This window comes from Erythrobacter sp. (genome assembly GCF_039988855.1).
Lineage (GTDB): Bacteria > Pseudomonadota > Alphaproteobacteria > Sphingomonadales > Sphingomonadaceae > Erythrobacter.
In genome coordinates, this window is the sequence record NZ_JBDXIY010000015.1 from 696,052 (window position 1) to 715,602 (window position 19,551).

The 19,551-nt window shown below is 55.2% G+C and carries 16 protein-coding genes; 10 read left to right on the forward strand and 6 right to left on the reverse strand.

What is annotated here, in order from left to right; all coding sequences use genetic code 11:
- Window positions 1-102 precede the first annotated feature (102 nt).
- The 6 genes from ABJ205_RS06260 (at window position 103) to ABJ205_RS06285 (ending at window position 9,947) form a co-directional block, all read left to right on the forward strand.
- Entirely contained in the window at window positions 103-1,083 is a 981-nt protein-coding gene (locus ABJ205_RS06260) for a hypothetical protein (RefSeq protein WP_348155690.1), read from the forward strand.
- Window positions 1,084-1,112: 29 nt separating this feature from the next.
- Complete coding sequence (locus tag ABJ205_RS06265) at window positions 1,113-1,598, forward strand: hypothetical protein (protein WP_348155688.1); 486 nt, start codon at window positions 1,113-1,115, stop codon at window positions 1,596-1,598.
- Between the two features lie 111 nt (window positions 1,599-1,709).
- The gene (locus ABJ205_RS06270) at window positions 1,710-2,822 is read left to right on the forward strand and encodes a hypothetical protein (protein WP_348155687.1); all 1,113 of its coding nucleotides are present in this window, start codon (window positions 1,710-1,712) and stop codon (window positions 2,820-2,822) included.
- A gap of 26 nt (window positions 2,823-2,848) precedes the next feature.
- A complete protein-coding gene (locus ABJ205_RS06275; protein ID WP_348155685.1) occupies window positions 2,849-8,110 on the forward strand; it encodes an isopeptide-forming domain-containing fimbrial protein in 5,262 nt (1,753 codons plus the stop codon).
- A gap of 8 nt (window positions 8,111-8,118) precedes the next feature.
- Window positions 8,119-9,756: a hypothetical protein gene (locus ABJ205_RS06280; protein WP_348155683.1), complete on the forward strand. Its 1,638-nt coding sequence runs from the start codon at window positions 8,119-8,121 to the stop codon at window positions 9,754-9,756.
- Window positions 9,753-9,947, forward strand: a complete 195-nt coding sequence (locus ABJ205_RS06285; RefSeq protein ID WP_348155681.1) for a hypothetical protein — start codon at window positions 9,753-9,755, stop codon at window positions 9,945-9,947. The genes ABJ205_RS06280 and ABJ205_RS06285 overlap by 4 nt, the downstream gene beginning before the upstream one ends.
- On the opposite strand, the gene ABJ205_RS06290 is transcribed toward ABJ205_RS06285, so the two are convergent.
- Entirely contained in the window at window positions 9,931-10,389 is a 459-nt protein-coding gene (locus ABJ205_RS06290) for a response regulator (protein ID WP_348155680.1), read from the reverse strand. The genes ABJ205_RS06285 and ABJ205_RS06290 overlap by 17 nt on opposite strands.
- A 161-nt stretch (window positions 10,390-10,550) precedes the next feature.
- Between ABJ205_RS06290 and ABJ205_RS06295 the strand changes: the two genes are divergently transcribed.
- Both ABJ205_RS06295 and trxB read left to right on the forward strand, forming a co-directional pair.
- Window positions 10,551-11,342: a tyrosine-protein phosphatase gene (locus ABJ205_RS06295; RefSeq protein WP_348155678.1), complete on the forward strand. Its 792-nt coding sequence runs from the start codon at window positions 10,551-10,553 to the stop codon at window positions 11,340-11,342.
- 61 nt (window positions 11,343-11,403) lie between these two features.
- Complete coding sequence (gene trxB, locus ABJ205_RS06300) at window positions 11,404-12,366, forward strand: thioredoxin-disulfide reductase (RefSeq protein WP_348155677.1); 963 nt, start codon at window positions 11,404-11,406, stop codon at window positions 12,364-12,366.
- Between the two features lie 38 nt (window positions 12,367-12,404).
- Here the strand turns inward: trxB and ABJ205_RS06305 are convergent, their stop codons facing one another.
- From ABJ205_RS06305 to ABJ205_RS06315, 3 genes are all read right to left on the reverse strand, one after another.
- On the reverse strand, window positions 12,405-12,842 hold the full coding sequence (locus tag ABJ205_RS06305; protein WP_348155675.1) for an MAPEG family protein: 438 nt from the start codon (window positions 12,840-12,842) through the stop codon (window positions 12,405-12,407).
- Window positions 12,843-12,864: 22 nt separating this feature from the next.
- A complete protein-coding gene (locus ABJ205_RS06310) occupies window positions 12,865-13,320 on the reverse strand; it encodes an MAPEG family protein (protein ID WP_348155673.1) in 456 nt (151 codons plus the stop codon).
- Window positions 13,321-13,404: 84 nt separating this feature from the next.
- Complete coding sequence (locus ABJ205_RS06315) at window positions 13,405-14,361, reverse strand: pyridoxal-phosphate dependent enzyme (RefSeq protein ID WP_348155671.1); 957 nt, start codon at window positions 14,359-14,361, stop codon at window positions 13,405-13,407.
- Window positions 14,362-14,590: 229 nt separating this feature from the next.
- Between ABJ205_RS06315 and ABJ205_RS06320 the strand changes: the two genes are divergently transcribed.
- Both ABJ205_RS06320 and ABJ205_RS06325 read left to right on the forward strand, forming a co-directional pair.
- A complete protein-coding gene (locus tag ABJ205_RS06320; protein WP_348155669.1) occupies window positions 14,591-15,814 on the forward strand; it encodes a saccharopine dehydrogenase family protein in 1,224 nt (407 codons plus the stop codon).
- A gap of 503 nt (window positions 15,815-16,317) precedes the next feature.
- Window positions 16,318-17,493 (forward strand): carboxynorspermidine decarboxylase, encoded by a 1,176-nt coding sequence (locus ABJ205_RS06325; RefSeq protein WP_348155666.1) that lies wholly within the window; start codon window positions 16,318-16,320, stop codon window positions 17,491-17,493.
- Here ABJ205_RS06325 and ABJ205_RS06330 read toward each other — a convergent pair whose 3' ends face one another.
- Together ABJ205_RS06330 and ABJ205_RS06335 are read right to left on the reverse strand one after the other, a co-directional pair.
- Window positions 17,494-18,423 carry a DUF3137 domain-containing protein gene (locus tag ABJ205_RS06330; RefSeq protein WP_348155663.1) on the reverse strand — a complete coding sequence of 310 codons (930 nt, stop codon included), beginning with the start codon at window positions 18,421-18,423 and terminating at the stop codon, window positions 17,494-17,496. It lies immediately after the preceding gene.
- 27 nt (window positions 18,424-18,450) lie between these two features.
- Window positions 18,451-19,491: a DUF3137 domain-containing protein gene (locus ABJ205_RS06335; protein ID WP_348155662.1), complete on the reverse strand. Its 1,041-nt coding sequence runs from the start codon at window positions 19,489-19,491 to the stop codon at window positions 18,451-18,453.
- Between the last annotated feature and the right edge of the window lie 60 nt (window positions 19,492-19,551).

The following is a 19,551-nucleotide window of genomic DNA, read 5'->3' on the forward strand; positions in this document are numbered from 1 at the left end:
TAACCTTAAATTCACTAAACCCCCTGAAACATTTGAGTTTTACCGCGTGTTACATTTGATGCTAACGGCTTGCTAACCATTCCTGAGTAATTGCTCCTAGATATGGATACGCAAAAGCTCATCAGCTCGCTCTTCGCCACGTCTGTTTTGATGACATTTACCTTGTCCGCGCCGGCTATGGCCGAAGGCGTAGACGCAGGGTCGCTGATCGAAAACACGGCCACGGCGACCTTCGAAGATGGCGAGGGCAGCCGCACGGTGGATTCCAACACAGTGACGGTTCAAGTTGACGAATTGCTCGACGTCACTGTGACAACACAAGACAGCGGTCCGCTCCCATCTGAGCCGGGCCAGAGTGTGCTGACTTTCGAAGTGACCAATCAGGGCAATGGACCTGAGGAATTCACTTTGACTGCCAACCCGGATGTCGCCGGGAATGATTTTGACACCACTGTCACGTCGATTGCGGTCGATACCAATGGCAATGGCGTTTACGACGAAGGGGTCGACGCGATCCTCACCGGACCTGAGACAACGCCAACACTTGTAGCTGATGAAGCGATTACTGTGTTTGTGATCGTCGAAGTGCCTAGCGGTGTAAGCAATGACGAAACAAGCGATGTCGAGCTGCTTGCCGAAGCGGTCACAGGAACAGGTGAACCAGGTACAACATTCGCTGGAGCTGGAGTTGACGGCGGCGATGCAATCGTTGGAACAACAGGTGCAAATGGGACGGCTACTGGATCGCTTTTGATCGGGTTGACGAATGTCGATCTCACGAAAGCGGTCAGCCTTGTTGATCCGTTCGGCGGCACGAGCGCCGTTCCTGGATCCGTTGCGACCTTCACGATTACCGCAGAAGTGTTGGGCACTGGCTCGCTTGATAGCTTGGTGATCTCAGACGGAATTCCCGATGACACAACTTACGTGCTTGGCAGCCTCGCGCTGGACGGTGCGCCGCTCACTGATGCTTCGGGTGATGATGCAGGAGAAGCTTCTGCAGCCACTGGAATCGCAGTCGACATCGGCACCGTCAATGGCGGCGACACGTTCGCAGTCACGTTCGACGTCACGGTCAATTGAGCAAAGAATAAACCTAAAGGGTCGGAAAAATGAGCAATTTCAAACACGTTCTTATCACGGTAGCTCTTGCAGTTTCTGCGGCCCTAGCAAGCCCGGCGCTTGCGCAAGAGGCTGATCCAGTCTCGCTTTCGGGCGATGTCAAAGCGGTTGTGAATTCCGTTGATGATGAAGGCAATTCGATCACTCAATTGGTCGAGCCAAGCACAATCGTGCCAGGCGATCGGCTGGTGTTTGGGACAGATTATTCCAACACAGGCGAAGAGCCGGTGAAGAATTTTGTCGTGACCAACCCGCTTCCTGGACCTGTACGCCTTGCGTCGGATGCCGATGCTGATCTGACTGTTTCAGTCGATGGCGGAAAGACTTGGGGCATTCTCGCTGGACTTAACGTCACGCTCGAAGACGGCACCTCGCGCACCGCGCAGCATGCCGATGTCACTCATGTCCGATGGATCCTGGCCGAGATCGCGCCGGGCGAAAGCGGTCGTCTCGAATATCCCGCAATCATTCGGTGATCTGACCGGGAAACCAACTTCGTTCTTTCCAAACAGGAAGGAATGTTTGCCGCCAAGCCTTGTGGGCGGATTTTTTGACACTGGGCACACACTTGCAAAGGACCACTTGCAATGAGACAATCAACCCGATTGCTGGGTGCAGTAAGCGCAGGCGCGTTTGTTGCTATGTCCAGCACGCCGGCTCTCGCAGTCGGCACAACAGCAGGAGACACGATCACGAACTCCGTGTCCGTCTCCTATCAAGTTGGTAATGACCCCAACACAACACAAACTGTAACAGACTCAGACACCTTCACCGTCGACCGCGTGATTGATGTCAATGTCAACCTAACCAGTGCCTCGCCGGTATCGGTTTCACCTGGTCAGGTTCAGGCTGTTCTTGCCTTTGATGTCACCAACCTGTCGAACGACACGGTCGATCTTGATCTATCGACTGTCCTCACTGGCGGCACATCGGCCAACATTGAGAACATTACGATCTATCAAGATCTCAATGGTGACGGCGTCCTTCAACAAGCCGAGATTGACGCTGGTGCGATCACTTTCCTTGATGAAGTGGCCGCCGACGACGGTACTGGCAATGAAACGCTTGCCGTCCTGGTTGTTGCTGACATCACAACTGATGCAGTCAATGGTGACACCTTCGACATCGTTCTGGTTGCAGACGCACATGAAGCTGGCGCAGCTGGCCTTGGCGTTGAAATCAATGCGAACAACGGTGATGCTAACACCGCTGGCGTGGACACCGTGCTTGCTGACGGTTCAGGCACTTCTGAGGAAGCTGCTGCTGGTGGTGATCACTCTGACGAGGGTTCATTCGAAGTTGCTGGCGCTGTTGTGTCGGTTGTTAAATCAAGCCGTATCGTCAGCGATCCGGTAAACGGAACAACCAATCCAAAAGCCATTCCGGGTGCTGTGATCGAATATTGTATCGCAGTAACCAACGCGAGCGGCGCAGCTCCGGCAACCGCCGTGGCTGTGAACGATGACCTTCCCGGTGACGTGAACTTCACTGTCGGGTCAGGCATCTTCCTTGGCACAGCGACTGTCGATAGCTCGGGTACAATCCCAGTGGCGACATGTAGCGGTGGCACGGATGAAGAAGGCGGCGATGCCACCTTCACAGCTGGCGGTGCCAACGGTTCTGGTGTGATTGCGGGTACGCTCGCAGACATCCCAGCGGCGACCACCAGCTCGGTCTATTTCGAAGTCACGATCCGATAAGACCGAAGAACTGAGAAAATAGACTCATGCGTGTGTGCTCTTCTCTGAAGCGTCTGGCAGCAGGACTTGGTCTAGTCCTGCTGCCATTTGGCGTGCTTGGAGAAAACGCAAATGCGCAAACAACGACAACTGATGCCGAGGTTATCGGCACAGTGACAAATACGGCGGAGGCAAGTTGGCAGTTTGAGGGGCGCCAGCGCGAAACAGTCTCCAACACGATTGAGTTTGACGTCACATTGCCCCCTCCAACGATTCGGGCGTTTCGTCCGACCCCTCAGGGCGATGTGGACCTCAATTTCCGGGCACCAATATGTTCGGCAAGCGCGCAGCTTCCCGCATCAGGCAATGGCGGAACAGCAGGGGGCACAGTAGAGCTATCGCCTCAAGAAGGCATGGCCGCTGTCACCTCTACGATCACGCCTGGGCAAACCGTTCTGTTCGAAATCACTGCGCTTGCAGCCAATGTCGATAAGGATGCCGAAGATCGTCTTTCGGTTACCATCACTACGACCACCGGCGACGAAGAAACGCTCACAATCTTTGAAACAGGCGTCAACACTGGCGTTTTTGTCGGTCAGATTGGCACTGCGCGCATTCCGCTTCAACCTGCTTCTGGTGATTGCCGCCTTAGCATCAATGATGGCGCGACTATCTTTATCGAAGCAACTCTTCCCAATGAAACCACCGTTCTGGTTGAAACACAGGTTGAAGTGCTAGCCGATCCATTCGGCGTTGTTTTTGACAGCGAAACCGGTCAGCCAGTGTCTGGCGCGCGCGTTTCTTTGGTCGATGCGATTACCGGCGCCCCTGCAACTGTTTTTGCTGATGACGGTGTGACACCGTGGCCTTCGACCGTTACTTCAGGTGAACCGATCACTTTTGGCAATGGCCTCATCCAAAATCAGGAACCGGGCGAATTCTTGTTCCCGCTAACCAATCTTGGCGATTATCGCCTCGTTATTGAGCCGCCGGAGCCTTACACTGCGCCTTCAGTGGTTAGCCCCGCAGAGCTTGCTCGGCTCAGAAGGCCAGACGGACGCGAATTCGTCATTCTTGATGCATCATTTGGCAATGCCTTTACATTGGTTGATCCCACTCCCGTTCAGGTCGACATTCCGCTTGACCGTCCGGGAACTGATATAGGTCTTGTTAAGACTGCATCACGCGACCGCGTGCAGCCCGGCGATGTGGTGTTCTATTCGATCACTGCCACCAACGCAGACCCCTCCCGTCCAAGGCGCGGTGTGGTGCTCACGGATTCGCCATCGTCTAGCCTTCGCTTCCGCCCTGATACGGTGCGTGTGAACGGTGCTGAGTCGCCTGACACTGTGCAGTTTACGCCCGATGGCCGCACGCTCACCATTACAGTTGGCGATCTGGCGGGCGGCGAAAGCGTACGTGTGACCTACGCGATGACAGTGCGTCCAGATGCAAGCCCGGGTCAGGCGATTAACGAGGCTTTGACTGTAGACTCTGTTGGCCGGATCACCCGCGCTAGCGCAGTCGTCGACGTAGAGCGTGAAACTATCGCTGACCGCATGACGATTATCGGGCGCATTACCGCCGGTCCGTGTTCGGTACGCGGCACGCGTGACAACCCGCGTTTGGGTGTTCCCGGTGTCCGTGTCATCATGGAAGATGGTTCATATGCGATCACCGATGCCGATGGCCGCTATCACTTTGAAGGCGTTGTTCCAGGTACCCACGTTGTGGCGGTTGCTGGCATGACAGTTCCTGAAGGCGGCAAGTTGGTAAACTGCCACCGCGACACTCGTAACGCTGGCAGTGCAAGTTCACGTTTTGTCATCGGGCAAGGCGGCACTTTGGCCGTTGCCGATTTCCACATCGCTTTCCCTGAAAGCTCGCAAGCGCAAATCGATGAGGCACTAGCTGTCCTGGTTGATGAAGCTCGCCCACGCGGCGAAGGCGATAGTGCGCGCGCCGTGAATGCGATTGCTGGCGGCTCGGGCCGCTCTGAAATCGACGGTGTTGCACCTCCGGTTGAGGCAGATGACCTCACTCGCGCCGGTGTTCTTGAAAGTACCGCAGAAGCCGCAGAAACAGTTTCGGCTAGCTATGCGCCTAACACAGACTGGATTGCGCTTGGCGATGGTGAAGATGGTTTCCTTACACCGGGCCTTACCGCGAACCCACGTGCGCCGGCTATCCGGGTGGCTATCCGTCACCGACGCGGCCAAACGATCAAGCTTCGCGTAAACGGCGAAGAGGTTAGCGGTCTGTCCTTCGACGGCACGTTGAACCCAGCGCAAGGGCGGTTTGCGGTCAGCACATGGCGCGGGATCGTCCTTGAAGGCGAGCGGACCGTTCTGGAAGCAGACGTTGTGAACTCATTTGGCGGCGTGAATGAAACCTTCACACGCGAAGTGTTCTTCACCACCACGCCAACCCGTGTTGAATTGGTGCCCGAACAATCGAACCTCGTGGCCGATGGCCGGACGCGTCCTGTTGTCGCGATCCGGGTTCTTGACCGAAACAACCGCCCACTCCGCGAAGGCGTGTCGGGCAACTTCACCCTGAATGCGCCTTATGAAAGCGCGGAGCAGGTCGATCGTCAGCAACTGAATCAGCTTACCGGCTTTACGCCGAGCCAAGCGCGCTGGGTCGTCGAAGGCACCGATGGCATCGCAAAGATCGAATTGGCACCAACTATGGTGTCTGGTTCGCTGCGTCTCGATTTTGATTTCAACGATGGCGAGCTTGTTCGGGAGCAGCAGCTTGAGACTTGGATCACGCCGGGCGATATCGAATGGACCATTGTTGGTCTCGCCGAGGGTACCGTGGGCGCTCGTTCGGTTGCGGAAAACATGGAACGCGAAGGCCGCTTTGACAGCGATCTTGGCGATAATGCGCGCGTTGCGCTGTACGCCAAGGGCCGCATTTTGGGCAAATTCCTGACCACTATCGCTTACGACAGCGCCAAGCAGCGCGAAGATCAACGTGTCCTCGGCCAGCTTGATCCGAATGCATATTACAGCGTCTTTGCTGATGCTTCCTCGCGCCGGTTTGACGCAGCGTCACGCGAGAAGCTCTACGTCCGGATCGAGACCGCGACTTTCTACGCGCTCTACGGCGATTTTGAGACTGCTTTCGACCAGACCCGTCTTGCCCGTTACAATCGCACCGCAACCGGCGTGAAAGCCGAAGCGCGCGTTGGCCAATTCAAGGCAAGCGGCTTTGCCGCAGACATCTCCAGCCGCCTCCAGCGTGAAGAGATACAAGGGCAGGGCATCACCGGTCCTTATCAATTGGGCAGCCGCCGCATTCTTGCAAACTCAGAGCGTGTGACGCTTGAAGTGCGCGACCGTTTTCGCCCAGAACAGATTGTTGGCACAACCACGCTCACACGTTTTCTCGACTACGATGTTGATCTTCTTACAGGTACGATCACATTCACGCGCCCAGTTCTGAGCCGCGATGAAAACTTGAACCCGCAATTCATAGTCGTCGAATATGAAACCGATGGATTTGGCGAAGGTGAATTGAACGCAGGGCTTCGTGCTGATTGGACCAGTGAAAATGGCCGCATCCGTGTCGGTGCCAATGCTATCACCGACAAGGGTGAAGGCGCGCGCACAGATATCGGCACGGTCGATCTTCGGGCCAACATTGGTGACAGCACCGAAGTTCGCGGCGAATTGGCATTAAGCCGGCGTGAAGGTGAAACTGCAACCGGTTGGCTTGCTGAAGTCCAACACCAGACCGGCAAAGTTGACGTCTTGGCTTACGCTCGCCAGCTCGACCAAGATTACGGTGTGGGCCAACAAAACGGTGTTGATCTTGGTCGCCGCCGCTTTGGTGTTGATGGCCGTGTGTTCCTTGGCGATAACCTTAGCCTACTGGGCAGCGTGTGGCAGGACGACAGCTTGGAAGACAGCTCTCGCCGCCGCGCTGCGCAAACACAATTGAACCTGACGCGCGCGAACACTGATTTCCGGCTTGGCCTCACTCATTTCAATGATCGTTTGGCCGACGGCACCACAAACACTTCGACTGTGCTCGAAGGCGGTGTGACACAGCGCTTGCTTAACAACTCGCTTGAGCTGTCTGCATCCACCGCCATCGCCTTGGACGAGGCGGAAAGTCTCGACTTGCCAGCGCGTCACCGCATTGGCGCACGCTATGCAATTTCGAATGGCGTTCGGCTTGTGGGTTCCTATGAGATCGCTGACGGCGAGAATTTCGACGCGCGTACGCTGCGCGGCGGCATTGAGCTTACCCCATGGCAGGGCGGGCAGGTGATCACCTCCGTTGGTCAAGAAAGCATCGGCGAACTTGGCAATCGTACATTCGCCGCCTTCGGTCTTGCCCAAACGCTTCAGATTAGCCCTGAGTTCTCGCTTGATGCGACGCTTGATGGCAACCGCACTCTAAACGGTGCACCGGACGCAACCGACCTTGTGAATGTGGCTCAACCAGCGGCATCTGGTGGTCAATTGAACGGTGGCCAGCTCTTCGAGGATTTCACCGCCGTCACCTTTGGCGGCGCATGGCGCAAGGATCGTTGGAGCTTGACTGCGCGCGGCGAATATCGCGATGGCGAGCAGGCTGATCGTTATGGCGCAACCTTTGGCGGGATTCGCCAACTGGGCGAGGGCAGCATTGTCGGTTCTGGCATTACATGGACACGTGCCATGGATGAAAACGGCCCAGAGGTAGAGATCGTGGACGCGGCGATTGCATTCGCACACCGTCCGGACGCTTCGGAAATCGCTATGCTTGGTAAGCTCGAATATCGCAGTGATAAGATCACCGGCGGGATCGCCGGTGAAGCAGGCGGTGCGGGCGTGAGCGCTCTTATCGTGGATGGCGACGCAGTCTCGCGCCGCGTCGTTGCCAGCTGGTCCACCAATTGGAGCCCGCGCGATTGGGGCAAGGACAGAAATGGCATCACCCGCCAGACACGCCGCAATGAACTCGGCCTTTTCGTCGGTGGACGTTATAACTTTGATGAGTTTGAAGGCACTGAGTTCTCCGGCACGACGGCCTTTGTAGGAGCGGATGGACGCATTGGCATTGGCGAGAAGTTTGAGATCGGCGCAAGCGCTACCGTGCGCGCCAACCTTGAAGACAATGTGACCAGCTTCTCTTATGGCCCCACGATCGGTTTCACTCCGGTGGACGGCATGTTGGTCACGGTTGGCTACAATGTCGAAGGGTTCCGTGACGGAGATTTCTCCGAGGCACGTAACACTGACAAAGGCGTCTTCGCCGCCGTCCGTTTGAAATTCGATGCAAGCAGCTTTGAGTCTCTGGGGTTAGGCCGATGATTGCGCCGATGACCGTCAACTCTTGTAACGAGACAGCCAAGGTAAAGACTGCGTTTACCATAAGCGCCTATGGACGCGGTATGTTTGTACGCCTTTCGAAACTTCTGCGAATTTTCGGCGCTTTCTTAGTGCTAAGCGTTCTCTCATTGGGTGCGCCCGCAGCTGCGCAGAACTTTAGCTTTCAGTTCACGACAGGTGATTTTTCAGCGGTGTTTGCGGATGGCTCCGGGCGCACGATTACCGTCACACTTGAGCCTGAAGACGTGGACTGCGCTGCATTTGACACCAGCGGCCGAGCAACAATCTACGCTCGTTCCAGTGTAGCTGCCTGTGATCGGCACATTGAGCTGACCTTCACCGCTATTGGCTTTGATATCGAGCGCGTAAACTTCAGCGATATCGACGATATGGATGGTACCGCCCCGCGTGATAGTTTTGCCGGAACCGTTGCAGGGACTTGGAACTCACCAACTATTGAGGTGTTTTCCCTGAGCTCTCCGCCAGCTTTTGCCGACGAAGTTGCAAGGCTGACTTCTGTGGGCGCAGTTGGGACCTTCCTTGCCAACCAGTCAGGCGAAAACCCGGTCGATGAAACCGCCAGTTTTACTCTTGCGGTTCCGACCTCGTCTTTCTCAATTGTCTTTGACGACAGCGAGGGCGGAAGGGATGCCCGCAACCAGTTTAACCTAGGCATTATCGAAGCCGAGGCGCCGCCACCGGGCGGTGGCCCACCAACTAGCGCGGATTGCATTGACTTTGAAAGCGGGCTTGGTGGTTTCCAGGTGAGCAACTCAACTTTCGTTGGAGTGAATACGCTAACCTCCAACTCCGGTAACAGCTCAATGTTCCTGCACGACTCAGCATCAAGCGCGACCTCGCCTGTCTTCAACGGCGTTGGGGTTACCAATGTGACAATGTGGGTTAGACGCGGCGCTGACAGCTTCAGCGAAAACCCCGATGCGAACGAAGATCTCGTGATTGAGGCATTGAACTCGAGCGGCGCATGGATTCAATTGGCCGAGTTCCCTGGATCGGGCACACAGGGTCAAATATTTGATCTAAGCCTCCCGCTCTTACCTGAATTTCAACATGCTGGACTACAAATCCGGTTCCGTTTGTTAAGCGGCAGCGGCACAAATTTCGACTTCTGGCACGTAGATGATGTTTGCGTTGAAAGCCCATCATTGCCCGAACTCACGGTTTCCAAAGTTTCATCGCTCATTGCCGACCCGGTAAACGGCTCCACCAATCCTAAAGCCATTCCTGGTGCTACGGTCGAGTATCTTATTACCGTGACCAACATTGGTGATGGACCTGCGAGCGATGTGATCATTCTCGATAATGGACCAGCTGACGCCAAATTGTGCCTTCTTGCTCGATCTGGCGGGCCTATTATCTTCGGAGAACCGGGCGGTGCATCTGGGCTGACATACAATTATGGCGGCGCGGGAAGTGTGACAGACGATTTGGCTGTCTCGACGGATGATCTTGAATTCTCGGAAGATGGAGGCATCGACTTTGGCTATACGCCCAATGATGACGGGACCGGCTGTGACGTCGCGGTGACCGATTTCAGAGTTCGGCCAAGTGGCACCTTATCAGCCGGCGCGACGATCACGATAACCGTTCGATTTGAGATCATGTGATCGCGCATCGCTATAACCAATGGTGCGCGTTCAGAAGCGGACCAGTTGCCATTCGCTCTATGAACCAAGGCTATTCCCACGCAGAGCTTTACAGGTTTTTCAGCGCATCCAAGATTGGCTGCGTCACCCCGCTGCGCGATGACAATGTGGGATCACATGGCCGAGAGTTGATCCTCAAAGAACGCGCCTAAGCCCAACGATATCGCTTTTGATCCCGGCGCTTTGTTCAAGGTGTGTTTGGAGATCTTTGTGGCGCAGCCTTCCTGTGCGCTTGGCAAGGACGCGTTGAACACGGGTTGTCAGTCCCCTTGGGTCGAATGGCTTCCGGATGAAACCTTGAGCCCCCGCATAGATCGCCTGCGTCTCGTCTTGAACACCGCTCATTGCTGTAAACATCAAGACGGGAAGGTCGTAAAAATCGGCGCTTTGTCGCATTCTGCGTAAGAGCGACAGACCGCTCATTCCCGGCATGTCTTGATCAAGCAGTACCGCGTCTGGACGGCGGGCTCTAAGTAGCTCCCAGCAGTCCTCGGCGCTTGTTACCCAGCCGCAAGCATGGCCTGCGTCGATCAAAGCTTGGCTTGCCAGCTCTGCGATAAGTTCGTCGTCATCAGCGATAAGGATAAAAGGCATTGCAGCGGCACCAATAAGAAGGAGTTACACGATTCCAGAGTTCATTGTTCTTATTGAACGGATGAAAATGCTGTGTTTGAAGGACCCTCCGAGGCACTACTTACGCATCACGGCGCAGAGCTGCTTGCCGCCGGACAGATGCGCTGCCACAGCCTGTATCCATGATTCGCGAACCCTTTCCAGAACCCTTCCTGACCACAGATGGCATCCATAATCTGCGCGATTATGGCGGCTACGAGGGCGCTGATGGCGCCCATGTGCGTAAGGGACTGCTCTATCGTTCGGGACAACACATTGAGGCCAGCGAAGCCGATCTCGATCTTGTCCAAAGCCTCGATATCCGCACGATCGTGGATTTCCGAGGGTTGAGCGAACGCACGAGTTTCCCATGCGCACGGCATTCCGACTTTTCAGCTGAAGTCATCGCTTTCGAAGGTGAAACCACCAGCTCCCCGCCGCATGAAGGTGGCTTGGACAAGACAGATATGACCGCTGAGAAAGGGCGTCAGCGGATGATTTCAGTCTATACGCGCATGCCGGTGAACCCGGCGATGATTGGAATGTTTAAGCGTTATTTCCAATCCTTGGAGACCCGTGGCGGCGGCAATCTCATCCATTGCTTTGCCGGCAAGGACCGCACGGGTGTGGGGGCTAGCCTTCTGCTCCATGTGCTTGGCGTTCACTATGATGACATTGGGACCGAATTTATGCTGACCAACGATGCGCCAACACAGCACATCCTTGAGCGCCAGTCTCTGCCCCGGATGGAGGCGCATTACGGCGAGATTGAACCCGAAGCGATCCGTAACCTTATTGGCGTGCGCGAAGAATACATTGGCACCTACTGGCAAGAGGTCACACGCGATCACGGATCGATCGATAATTATCTGGCACAAACATTAGGTGTGGATGAGCAAAGGAAAGCTCGCCTCAGAGACCGTCTGTTGGCGTGACAAGGCACAGCTTCCTCCCCATATCTGCACCAACTAAGAAACAAATCTAAGAGATATTCCTATGGCTACCCATCGCACCAAGATGCTTATCATCGGTTCTGGCCCCGCTGGCTATTCCGCCGCGATTTACGCTGCGCGCGCTATGCTTGAACCTATTGTGGTTCAAGGCCTGCAACCCGGAGGTCAGCTGACGATCACAACAGAGGTTGAGAACTATCCCGGTTATCGTGATGTGGTGCAGGGCCCGTGGATGATGGAAGAGATGAAGGCGCAGGCCGAAAAGGTCGGTACGCGCATGATGTTTGACATTATTACTGAAGTAGACCTCGATAATGGTTCTCCTTTCCGAGCTGTTGCCGATAGCGGCGATGAATTCATCGCTGACACCATTGTGATCGCGACCGGTGCACAGGCCAAATGGTTGGGCGTGCCGGGAGAAGAAGCACTCGGCGGCAAGGGTGTGTCCGCCTGTGCGACCTGTGATGGATTTTTCTACCGCGGCAAGAAGGTCGCGGTTATCGGCGGAGGCAACACTGCCGTTGAAGAGGCGCTCTACCTCACCAACCATTCAGATGATGTGACTGTGATCCACCGCCGCGACGAATTTCGGGCTGAGAAGATCCTTCAGAACCGGGTTTTCAAGTCCGATAAGATTAACGTCATGTGGAACAAACAGGTCGAGAGTTTTGAGGCAGGCGAAGATGGAACTCTTGGTCACCTCAACCTTAAAGATACGGTGACGGGTGAAAGCTCAACCCTTGAAGTCGACGGTGCATTTGTCGCTATTGGCCACGCGCCATCAACCGAGCTGTTCGAAGGCAAGTTGCCGATGCATTCGGGCAAATACCTAGAGGTTGAACCCGGCACACCCAAGACCACCATCCCCGGTGTTTTTGCTGCGGGCGATGTGACCGATGCGGTCTACCGCCAAGCGGTCACAGCGGCGGGCATGGGCTGTATGGCGGCGCTTGATGCAGAGCGGTTCTTGGCCGAACTCGAAGACGCACGTGAAGCGGCAGAGTAAGCTGGAGGGGCAGCCCGCGGGCCGCCCCCTCAGATACTTTAAGCAAAGACGATCATCGCCGCTTTAGCGATCAGAACGATCAGCACCACGCTCGACAATGCGAACAATACAAAGCGCACCATCACGCGGTTTGCGGTGACCTGCACAAGACTGTGCGCGACGCGAAGGCCAGTGTAAATCCACGCTAGAAACGCGTTCATCCCGTCACCGTGACCAAGGATAGCGAGCACAATCGCAACTGCATAAAACAGCGTAGGTGCTTCGTGCAGGTGGTTGTAATTATGGGCTTTCCATTGGACGTGCTCAGGTAGCACGGCGTCCAGATCTGGTCCTTTACCCCCTTTTAGCTCAGAAATTGGGGGAACTTGCTCTGATTTGCTCATGGCTGGGATGCGGGTGGCGTACATCCATGCCCACATCACCATCGTCCAAATCATCAGCGCGACCGCTGGAGCGAGTATTTCCATGCCAATCATAATTGGTCCTTTGGTTCTTTAATTATTGTGGAGCTAAGCTTGGGTCGGCAAAGGCGGTGGCCATCACGGCGCGTACCGCCAAAATGATGAGCACAATCGAACTGGCCAAGAACAGCACAAAGCGAATGGGCACCTTGTTAACGAGGATTTGCCAAAGCGAGTGCAAGATACGCACGGCGACATAAATCCAAGCCAGCGTCACATCAATTGCGCCCGCGCCGACAATCGCCAGAATTGCGGTCACCGCATAAAACAAGGTGGGTTGTTCATGCAGGTGCGTGTGGTTGTGTGCAGGCCAATTGGCCTTGTCGGGGATTTTCCCTTCAAGGTCCTGACCGCGCCCACCTTGTTTACCGGTAAAGACGGATTTGTCTTCCACCTTGGCAATCGCGCCAAAGCGCACAGGCACAATCCACAACATCACGATAAGTGTCCACGCCACCAATACGGCAGCGGGCGCTAGTATTTGAGCTTGCATAATGACGATCCCTTCACCCTAATTACGATTGTTCCTGCGAGAGGCGCAGACGATTGTCAAACCCAGCGATTTGTTGATCGGGGTTCAACCTCCGATTGTACCGGCAAATGCAACCGGATCAGCATTGCCGCCGGTGATCATAATGACTGTACCTTCATCAACTGGAACCTTGCCGGCAAGCGCTGCGGCAAGGGCTGCTGCTCCGCCCGGTTCAACGACCATTCGCAAGTTTGCAAAGGCCCAACGCTGCGCTGCGCGCACTTCTTCATCGGTCACGGCGACCCCAACTTCGGCGCGGCCTTTAAGAAGTTCCAAATTGATCGCTTTGGTCGCGGTTGGTTGGAGTGCGTCGCAGATGGTCTTTGGCGCATCCGCGCCCGCTTCAACGATTTTCCCTGCGCGAAGGGCCTGTCCCACCATGTCCCACCCCTCGGGCTCCACCACATGCACGGCGGCATCGGGGCAGCTAAGCGCAAGGCCAGCCGCCAATCCCCCACCGCCGCAGCAAGCGACGAACCGGCTTGGCGCGGTGCCAAGCTGCGCTTTGGCTTCGATCCCTGCTGACCCTTGCCCTTCGATCACCCATGGATCGCCAAATGCATGGACGAGAGTGCCGCCTTGCTCTTCGATCAGCTTAGCCGCCACTGCGTCGCGGTCTTCTCCCCCCTGTTCTTTGGGGGCGCGATCATAAAGCACGAGCTCAGCGCCCAGCGCCTTTGTGTTGGCCAGTTTAACTTCGGGCGCATCGCGGGGCATGACGATGGTCGCTTTAATGCCCAGGCGTCTCGCCGCCCAAGCAACCCCTTGTGCATGATTGCCAGAGGATACGGCGACCACACCTGCGCCGCGTTCGTCGGTTGAGAGGTTGGACAATCGCCACCATCCGCCGCGTATCTTGAACGCGCCAATGGGTTGGAGGTTTTCTGCTTTGACATAGGCTTTCACCCCGCCAATCTCCACCGGCAAAAGCGGCGTTGGTGGGAGAATAGCGGCGATGCTGTCTGCTGCTGCAATCACGCCCTTTTGAGTCGGTAGTTTCATTACTTAGCTTCCCAAATTTGGATAAAGTTTGACACACTTGACACACTGTCCAGAGGCAAAAAACGCACCCTTCCGATTCCCGCAAAAAAACGGGCAATAAGAGGGGGATGGATAGATCATGGGGTCCTTACTATGCCATCTTGTTCAAGTAGGAAATGTAGGAATGTTTGAGCGCCCTGATGCAATCGCCTAATACGCGCGCAAGATTCGAATTTGAAAGGCCGTAAATATGTCGAAGGTACTGGTAATCGGGGCAGGAGGGGTAAGCTCGGTTTGCGTCCACAAAATGGCTCAATTGAGTGGAGAGAACGCTGCTATTTTCCCCGAAATCCACCTCGCCAGCCGGACCTTGGCAAAATGCGATGCCATTGCGACCTCTGTAAAAGCACGCACCGGCGTGGTGGTGCCGACCTATGAAATCGACGCCGAGGAAGTGCCCGCAATGGTGAACCTCATCACGCGTTTGGGCGCAACTCATGTGATCAACCTGGCGCTACCGTACCAAGATTTGCCGATCATGGACGCATGTTTGGAAGCGGGCGCGCATTACCTCGACACCGCCAATTACGAGCCCAAGGATGAGGCCAAATTTGAGTACCACTGGCAGTGGGCCTACCACGACCGTTTCAAGGACGCGGGCCTTATGGCTCTGCTTGGATCGGGCTTTGACCCGGGTGTGACATCCGTTTTCACCATGTGGCTGAAAAAGCATAAGCTGAAGACCATCCGCACGCTCGACATCCTCGACTGCAATGGCGGCGACCATGGACAGGCGTTTGCGACCAACTTCAATCCAGAAATCAACATCCGCGAAGTGACCGCTCCCGCTCGTCATTGGGAGAACGGCGCGTGGGCCGAAACCCCTGCGATGCAGGTTTCCACCCCGTTTGATTTTGACGAAGTGGGCACGCGGCAAGCGTATCTGATGTATCACGAAGAGCTTGAAAGCCTTTCCAAGTTCAACCCCGAAATGGAACGCGCGCGTTTCTGGATGACGTTCGGTGATGAATACATCAAGCATCTTACCGTGCTCCAAAACGTAGGCATGACCGGGATTGAGCCGATCAAATATCAAGGTCAGGATATCATCCCGCTGCAATTCCTCGCCGCCGTCCTGCCTAAGCCAGAGACTTTGGGTGAGACCACCAAGGGCAACACCAATATCGGCTGTATCGCGACAGGCGAAGCGCTTGATGGATCAGGTGAAAAGACCTTCTACATCAACAATATCTGCTCCCACGAAGCGGCTTACGAGGAAACCGGAAACCAAGCGGTCAGCTACACCACCGGCGTGCCTGCGATGATCGGTTCTGCGATGATGGTGCTGGGCACTTGGTCAGGGAAGGGCGTCTTCAACATGGAAGAGATGGACCCTGATCCCTTTATGGAAATGCTGAACCAGCACGGCCTGCCATGGCAGGTGAAGGAGCTTGATGGGCCGGTTGGGTTTTAAAGAGAATGCAACATTCTGACCTTCCACTTTGGCTCGAGTATGTTCGGGCTATTGCTCCCGCATTCATAGCAGCAGGCCTCTGGTTTGCTGCTCTAAATTATCGCCTGGCAAGAAGTAAATCAGCAGTCGATGCTTACCAAAAGTACTCTGATCTTATGATGCAAGTCCGATTGCTTCAAATCAGTGATCCAGACATTAGGAGCATTTGGGAAGATGGGCCTGAAAGCCAGCTCGAAGGCATCGATCCAAAGCACTTCTATTTCTCGAAAATACTCTTTCAAGCAAATGAAATGATATTTTTGGCCCTAGATGATCCAGCGTCTGATACGAAGCGACTGCCTTTTAACCTAACTGGTTGGCGTGGTAATTTTCGCACTGACCTCGAGTCCCCCAGATTTCGGCGTGTATGGGAGGAGTTTGAGCATGTGACGCGATCGTACTCACCAAAGTTCCAGCGTGAGGTGAAGTCAATACTCGATGAAATAGATAGGGATGCTATGTAGATGCAAACCCAAGCCGGAAATCCGGGCGCTTTCGCCCAATTCGATCTCGCCCGTGTCGATAGCCCTGCTTTCGTAGTAGACGCAGCGAAAATCCAAAGCAACTGCCAGATCCTTGCCGGCATTCGCGATCAGGCTGGTTGCAAAGTGTTCGCCGCGCTCAAGGCGTTCTCCATGCACTCGGTCGCGCATATCATGGGCGAATATCTCGACGGGGTCTCGACCAGCGGCCTGTGGGAAGCACGGCTTGCGTCTGAATTCTACGACGGCGAAATCGCGACCTATTCTGCCGCCTTCAAGCCCGAGGAATTGGACGAGATTTGCAGGCTTTCGGACCATGTGATCTTCAATTCGCCCGCTCAGATGAAGCGGGCCGCGCTGATCCTCGATCAAGCCTCGGTGACTGGCGGCGATGTCTCGGTGGGCCTCAGGCTCAACCCCATGGTCGCAACCGGCGAGGTGCCAAAATACGATCCTAGTGCGCCCGGTTCGCGTCTCGGCTTTCCTATCGATCAATTGACCGAAGAGCATATGGAAGGCGTCGATGGCATCCACTTCCACAATTTGTGCGAGCAGACGTTCGAACCGCTGCGTGCAACATGGGACCGCGTGTTTGACGCGATTGAGCCGTGGTTTGGGAAATTGAAATGGATTAATATGGGCGGCGGGCACCACATCACCCGCGCCGATTATGAGCGCGGTGAGCTGATCGAATTCCTGAAAGATGCGGCCGATGACACGGGCGCTGAAATCATCTTGGAGCCCGGCGAAGCGGTGGCTTTGGACGCAGGCATTCTGGTGGGCACATTGCTTGACACAGGGTTCAACGAAGTGCCCGTCGGCATCGCGGATGTATCGGCAACCTGCCATATGCCCGACGTGCTGGAGGCGCCGTATCGCCCCGCAATGCTTGGCGAGCTCAATGATGACAGCGTGCCTATCCGGCTTGGCGGGCCGTCATGCCTTGCCGGCGATGTGATCGGTGATTACCGCCTGCCTGTGCCAGCAGAGCCGGGCGCGCGTTTCGCTTTCCTCGATCAAGCGCATTATTCGATGGTGAAGACAAACACCTTTAACGGTGTGCAATTGCCCAGCATTTACCTTTGGGATTCGGACACAGACGCGCTCGAATGCGTGAAACGCTTTGAATATGAGGATTTCCGCGACCGCTTGAGCTGATCACACCGCGCGGCAAGCTTCGGCGATTGTCGCAAACTGCAGGATTGCAATCTCAACCCTCTCGCGGTCAGTGCTTTTGGAGTAAGAACCGCTCTCGAACAGGTTGCCGCTTTCGATGAACATTGCGAAATGTCGATCATGAAAAACGGCGCTTATGCTGCGGCTTCCAAAACGTTTGGTTAAACGTCCAATTTCATTCATGACGTCGGAAGTGACAAGGCGCCTTGCTTCTTCAGGGTCTTCGGAATGACATTCAAAATGCTCGTCGAACAAGGCATTGCCAGTGGCGACCGGATCCATCCCAAGCGCAATAGGTGAAGGCGGTCCATCGACGACATAGGTCTCTGTCCAATCACGAATTCCGCACTTTTGCCGGATCAAAGTGGCGCCGGAAAATTGTGAGCGGGTTTCGATCGAAAGCAGAGCTCCGCGAAAGACCGTGCGCCAAGACCGTCTGTTCTTGCGTTGGTGTTCTTTTTGAAGATGCACTTCGATGAGTTCGAACGCACGGCCTTCAAATTCTCCGATCCACAAGCTTTCAAAAAATGAACGATCATGGTGCGGAAGAAGGCTGAAATAGGTGCCGCAATCAAATGCGAAATTGGAGCTGGGGTGGGCTTGATATTCAAGCTCCAGCTCTTTGGCGATTTGCGTGTTAAGTTCCGTCTTGATCGAGGAGAATAAAGCTTTTCCCGGTAACTGAGCCCAAAAGAAGATCAGCCCAGTCACCGGCAATCCGAGCACCACAATGGCTTGCCATTCTCCGTCAAACCCAAAGATGTCAACTAAGATTGCGATCCAAAGGACAGGGAGGATAAGGGCTAGCCGCCAGAGCCCTTTGCGCGTAGCGGCCCTCCGCTCGCCATCGACCCATTCGAGCCAATCGCCGAGTTCACCTGTGAGAATTTCGTCGGGATCAGGATATTGCATTGAAAGCCTGCGCCATTGCGCGGACGGTTATAGCCCCTTGCGCCCAAATCCGCCAGCGGCCCTAGGGGCGCTTTCACGGGTATGCTCTGAAATGCCGGGATGCTGCGGCTTGAGGTTGATCGGTTCGACCTTGCCGCGGTCGGTTTGGTTGATAGCCATGATCAACCGAGCAAGCGCGCTCAATTGGTCAGCGGTCTTTTGCGCGCGCCGGTTGTCTTCTTCGGCCTTCATTGAACCGCTTTCAAACATGTTTTCGCTCTCAACCACGACAACCAAGTGTTGATCGACGAAAAGTGCGCGGATGGACTTTCCTTGAAACGCTTTTTCAAGCGCGATGAGATGCTCGACATAGGATGGATGGATCAACACGCGCGCTTCGACCTGGTCATCGCTGAAGACTTCGAAGACGTCTTCAAATGCCGGATGGACCTGATCGACATATTGCATCCGGTGGCCGTCCAGCTCGATTACATCTTTGACGCTGCCAAGCCCTAACCATCTGTTATGTTTGCCCTTGCGTTGAAGCAGGGTGGTCGAACGAAACTCTCGGCCAAAGGGGACAGAGATGATCGCGCCGCGAAACACCGTGACCCAGCGTCTGTTCTTGCCTGAACCTTTGCGTTTTTCCAGATGCGCTTCGTAAAGATTGAAAGCGTGGCCGCCCAACTCGCCGTACCAGCAGTCTTCAAACGCATCGCGGCTATAACTGGGGACGAGCCCATATGAACGGGCCTTGTGAAATTCGACGCCGGGTTCAACTTCGGGGTCATATTCAATCCCCAAATCCCGCGCGATTGCTTCGTTGATGCCAATTTTGATCGCCAATTTGGCCTCATGGATCGGCTTATAGCCCCATGCCCCGGCGGCCATGATCGCGACCACTCCGAGAAACAACTTCACCGAACCAAGGGGCACGAACCAAAGAAAGGCCATCACCGGCAGAAGCACAATTCCACCGAGAAACCAGCGATCAAACGCCTTTTTTTGAGCATTACCGCGCATGTCGGCCTGCTCAGCAAGCCAATTGCCAAGCTCTCCGCGCATTAATCCCTGAACATCCGCCTGCATGACCCCTAAAGTTCCCTATCTCTTAACTATTGGCTGCTAAGTTACTCGCAGAAAGTAAAA

What these genes read in the sequence shown, in the direction of transcription:
- ABJ205_RS06260 (WP_348155690.1), top strand. Translation starts at nt 103, where the DNA reads ATGGATACGCAAAAGCTCATCAGCTCGCTCTTCGCCACGTCTGTTTTG.
- ABJ205_RS06265 (WP_348155688.1), top strand. Translation starts at nt 1,113, where the DNA reads ATGAGCAATTTCAAACACGTTCTTATCACGGTAGCTCTTGCAGTTTCT.
- ABJ205_RS06270 (WP_348155687.1), top strand. Translation starts at nt 1,710, where the DNA reads ATGAGACAATCAACCCGATTGCTGGGTGCAGTAAGCGCAGGCGCGTTT.
- ABJ205_RS06275 (WP_348155685.1), top strand. Translation starts at nt 2,849, where the DNA reads ATGCGTGTGTGCTCTTCTCTGAAGCGTCTGGCAGCAGGACTTGGTCTA.
- ABJ205_RS06280 (WP_348155683.1), top strand. Translation starts at nt 8,119, where the DNA reads ATGACCGTCAACTCTTGTAACGAGACAGCCAAGGTAAAGACTGCGTTT.
- ABJ205_RS06290 (WP_348155680.1), bottom strand. Translation starts at nt 10,389, where the DNA reads ATGCCTTTTATCCTTATCGCTGATGACGACGAACTTATCGCAGAGCTG.
- ABJ205_RS06295 (WP_348155678.1), top strand. Translation starts at nt 10,551, where the DNA reads ATGATTCGCGAACCCTTTCCAGAACCCTTCCTGACCACAGATGGCATC.
- trxB (WP_348155677.1), top strand. Translation starts at nt 11,404, where the DNA reads ATGGCTACCCATCGCACCAAGATGCTTATCATCGGTTCTGGCCCCGCT.
- ABJ205_RS06305 (WP_348155675.1), bottom strand. Translation starts at nt 12,842, where the DNA reads ATGATTGGCATGGAAATACTCGCTCCAGCGGTCGCGCTGATGATTTGG.
- ABJ205_RS06310 (WP_348155673.1), bottom strand. Translation starts at nt 13,320, where the DNA reads ATGCAAGCTCAAATACTAGCGCCCGCTGCCGTATTGGTGGCGTGGACA.
- ABJ205_RS06315 (WP_348155671.1), bottom strand. Translation starts at nt 14,361, where the DNA reads ATGAAACTACCGACTCAAAAGGGCGTGATTGCAGCAGCAGACAGCATC.
- ABJ205_RS06320 (WP_348155669.1), top strand. Translation starts at nt 14,591, where the DNA reads ATGTCGAAGGTACTGGTAATCGGGGCAGGAGGGGTAAGCTCGGTTTGC.
- ABJ205_RS06325 (WP_348155666.1), top strand. Translation starts at nt 16,318, where the DNA reads ATGCAAACCCAAGCCGGAAATCCGGGCGCTTTCGCCCAATTCGATCTC.
- ABJ205_RS06330 (WP_348155663.1), bottom strand. Translation starts at nt 18,423, where the DNA reads ATGCAATATCCTGATCCCGACGAAATTCTCACAGGTGAACTCGGCGAT.
- ABJ205_RS06335 (WP_348155662.1), bottom strand. Translation starts at nt 19,491, where the DNA reads ATGCAGGCGGATGTTCAGGGATTAATGCGCGGAGAGCTTGGCAATTGG.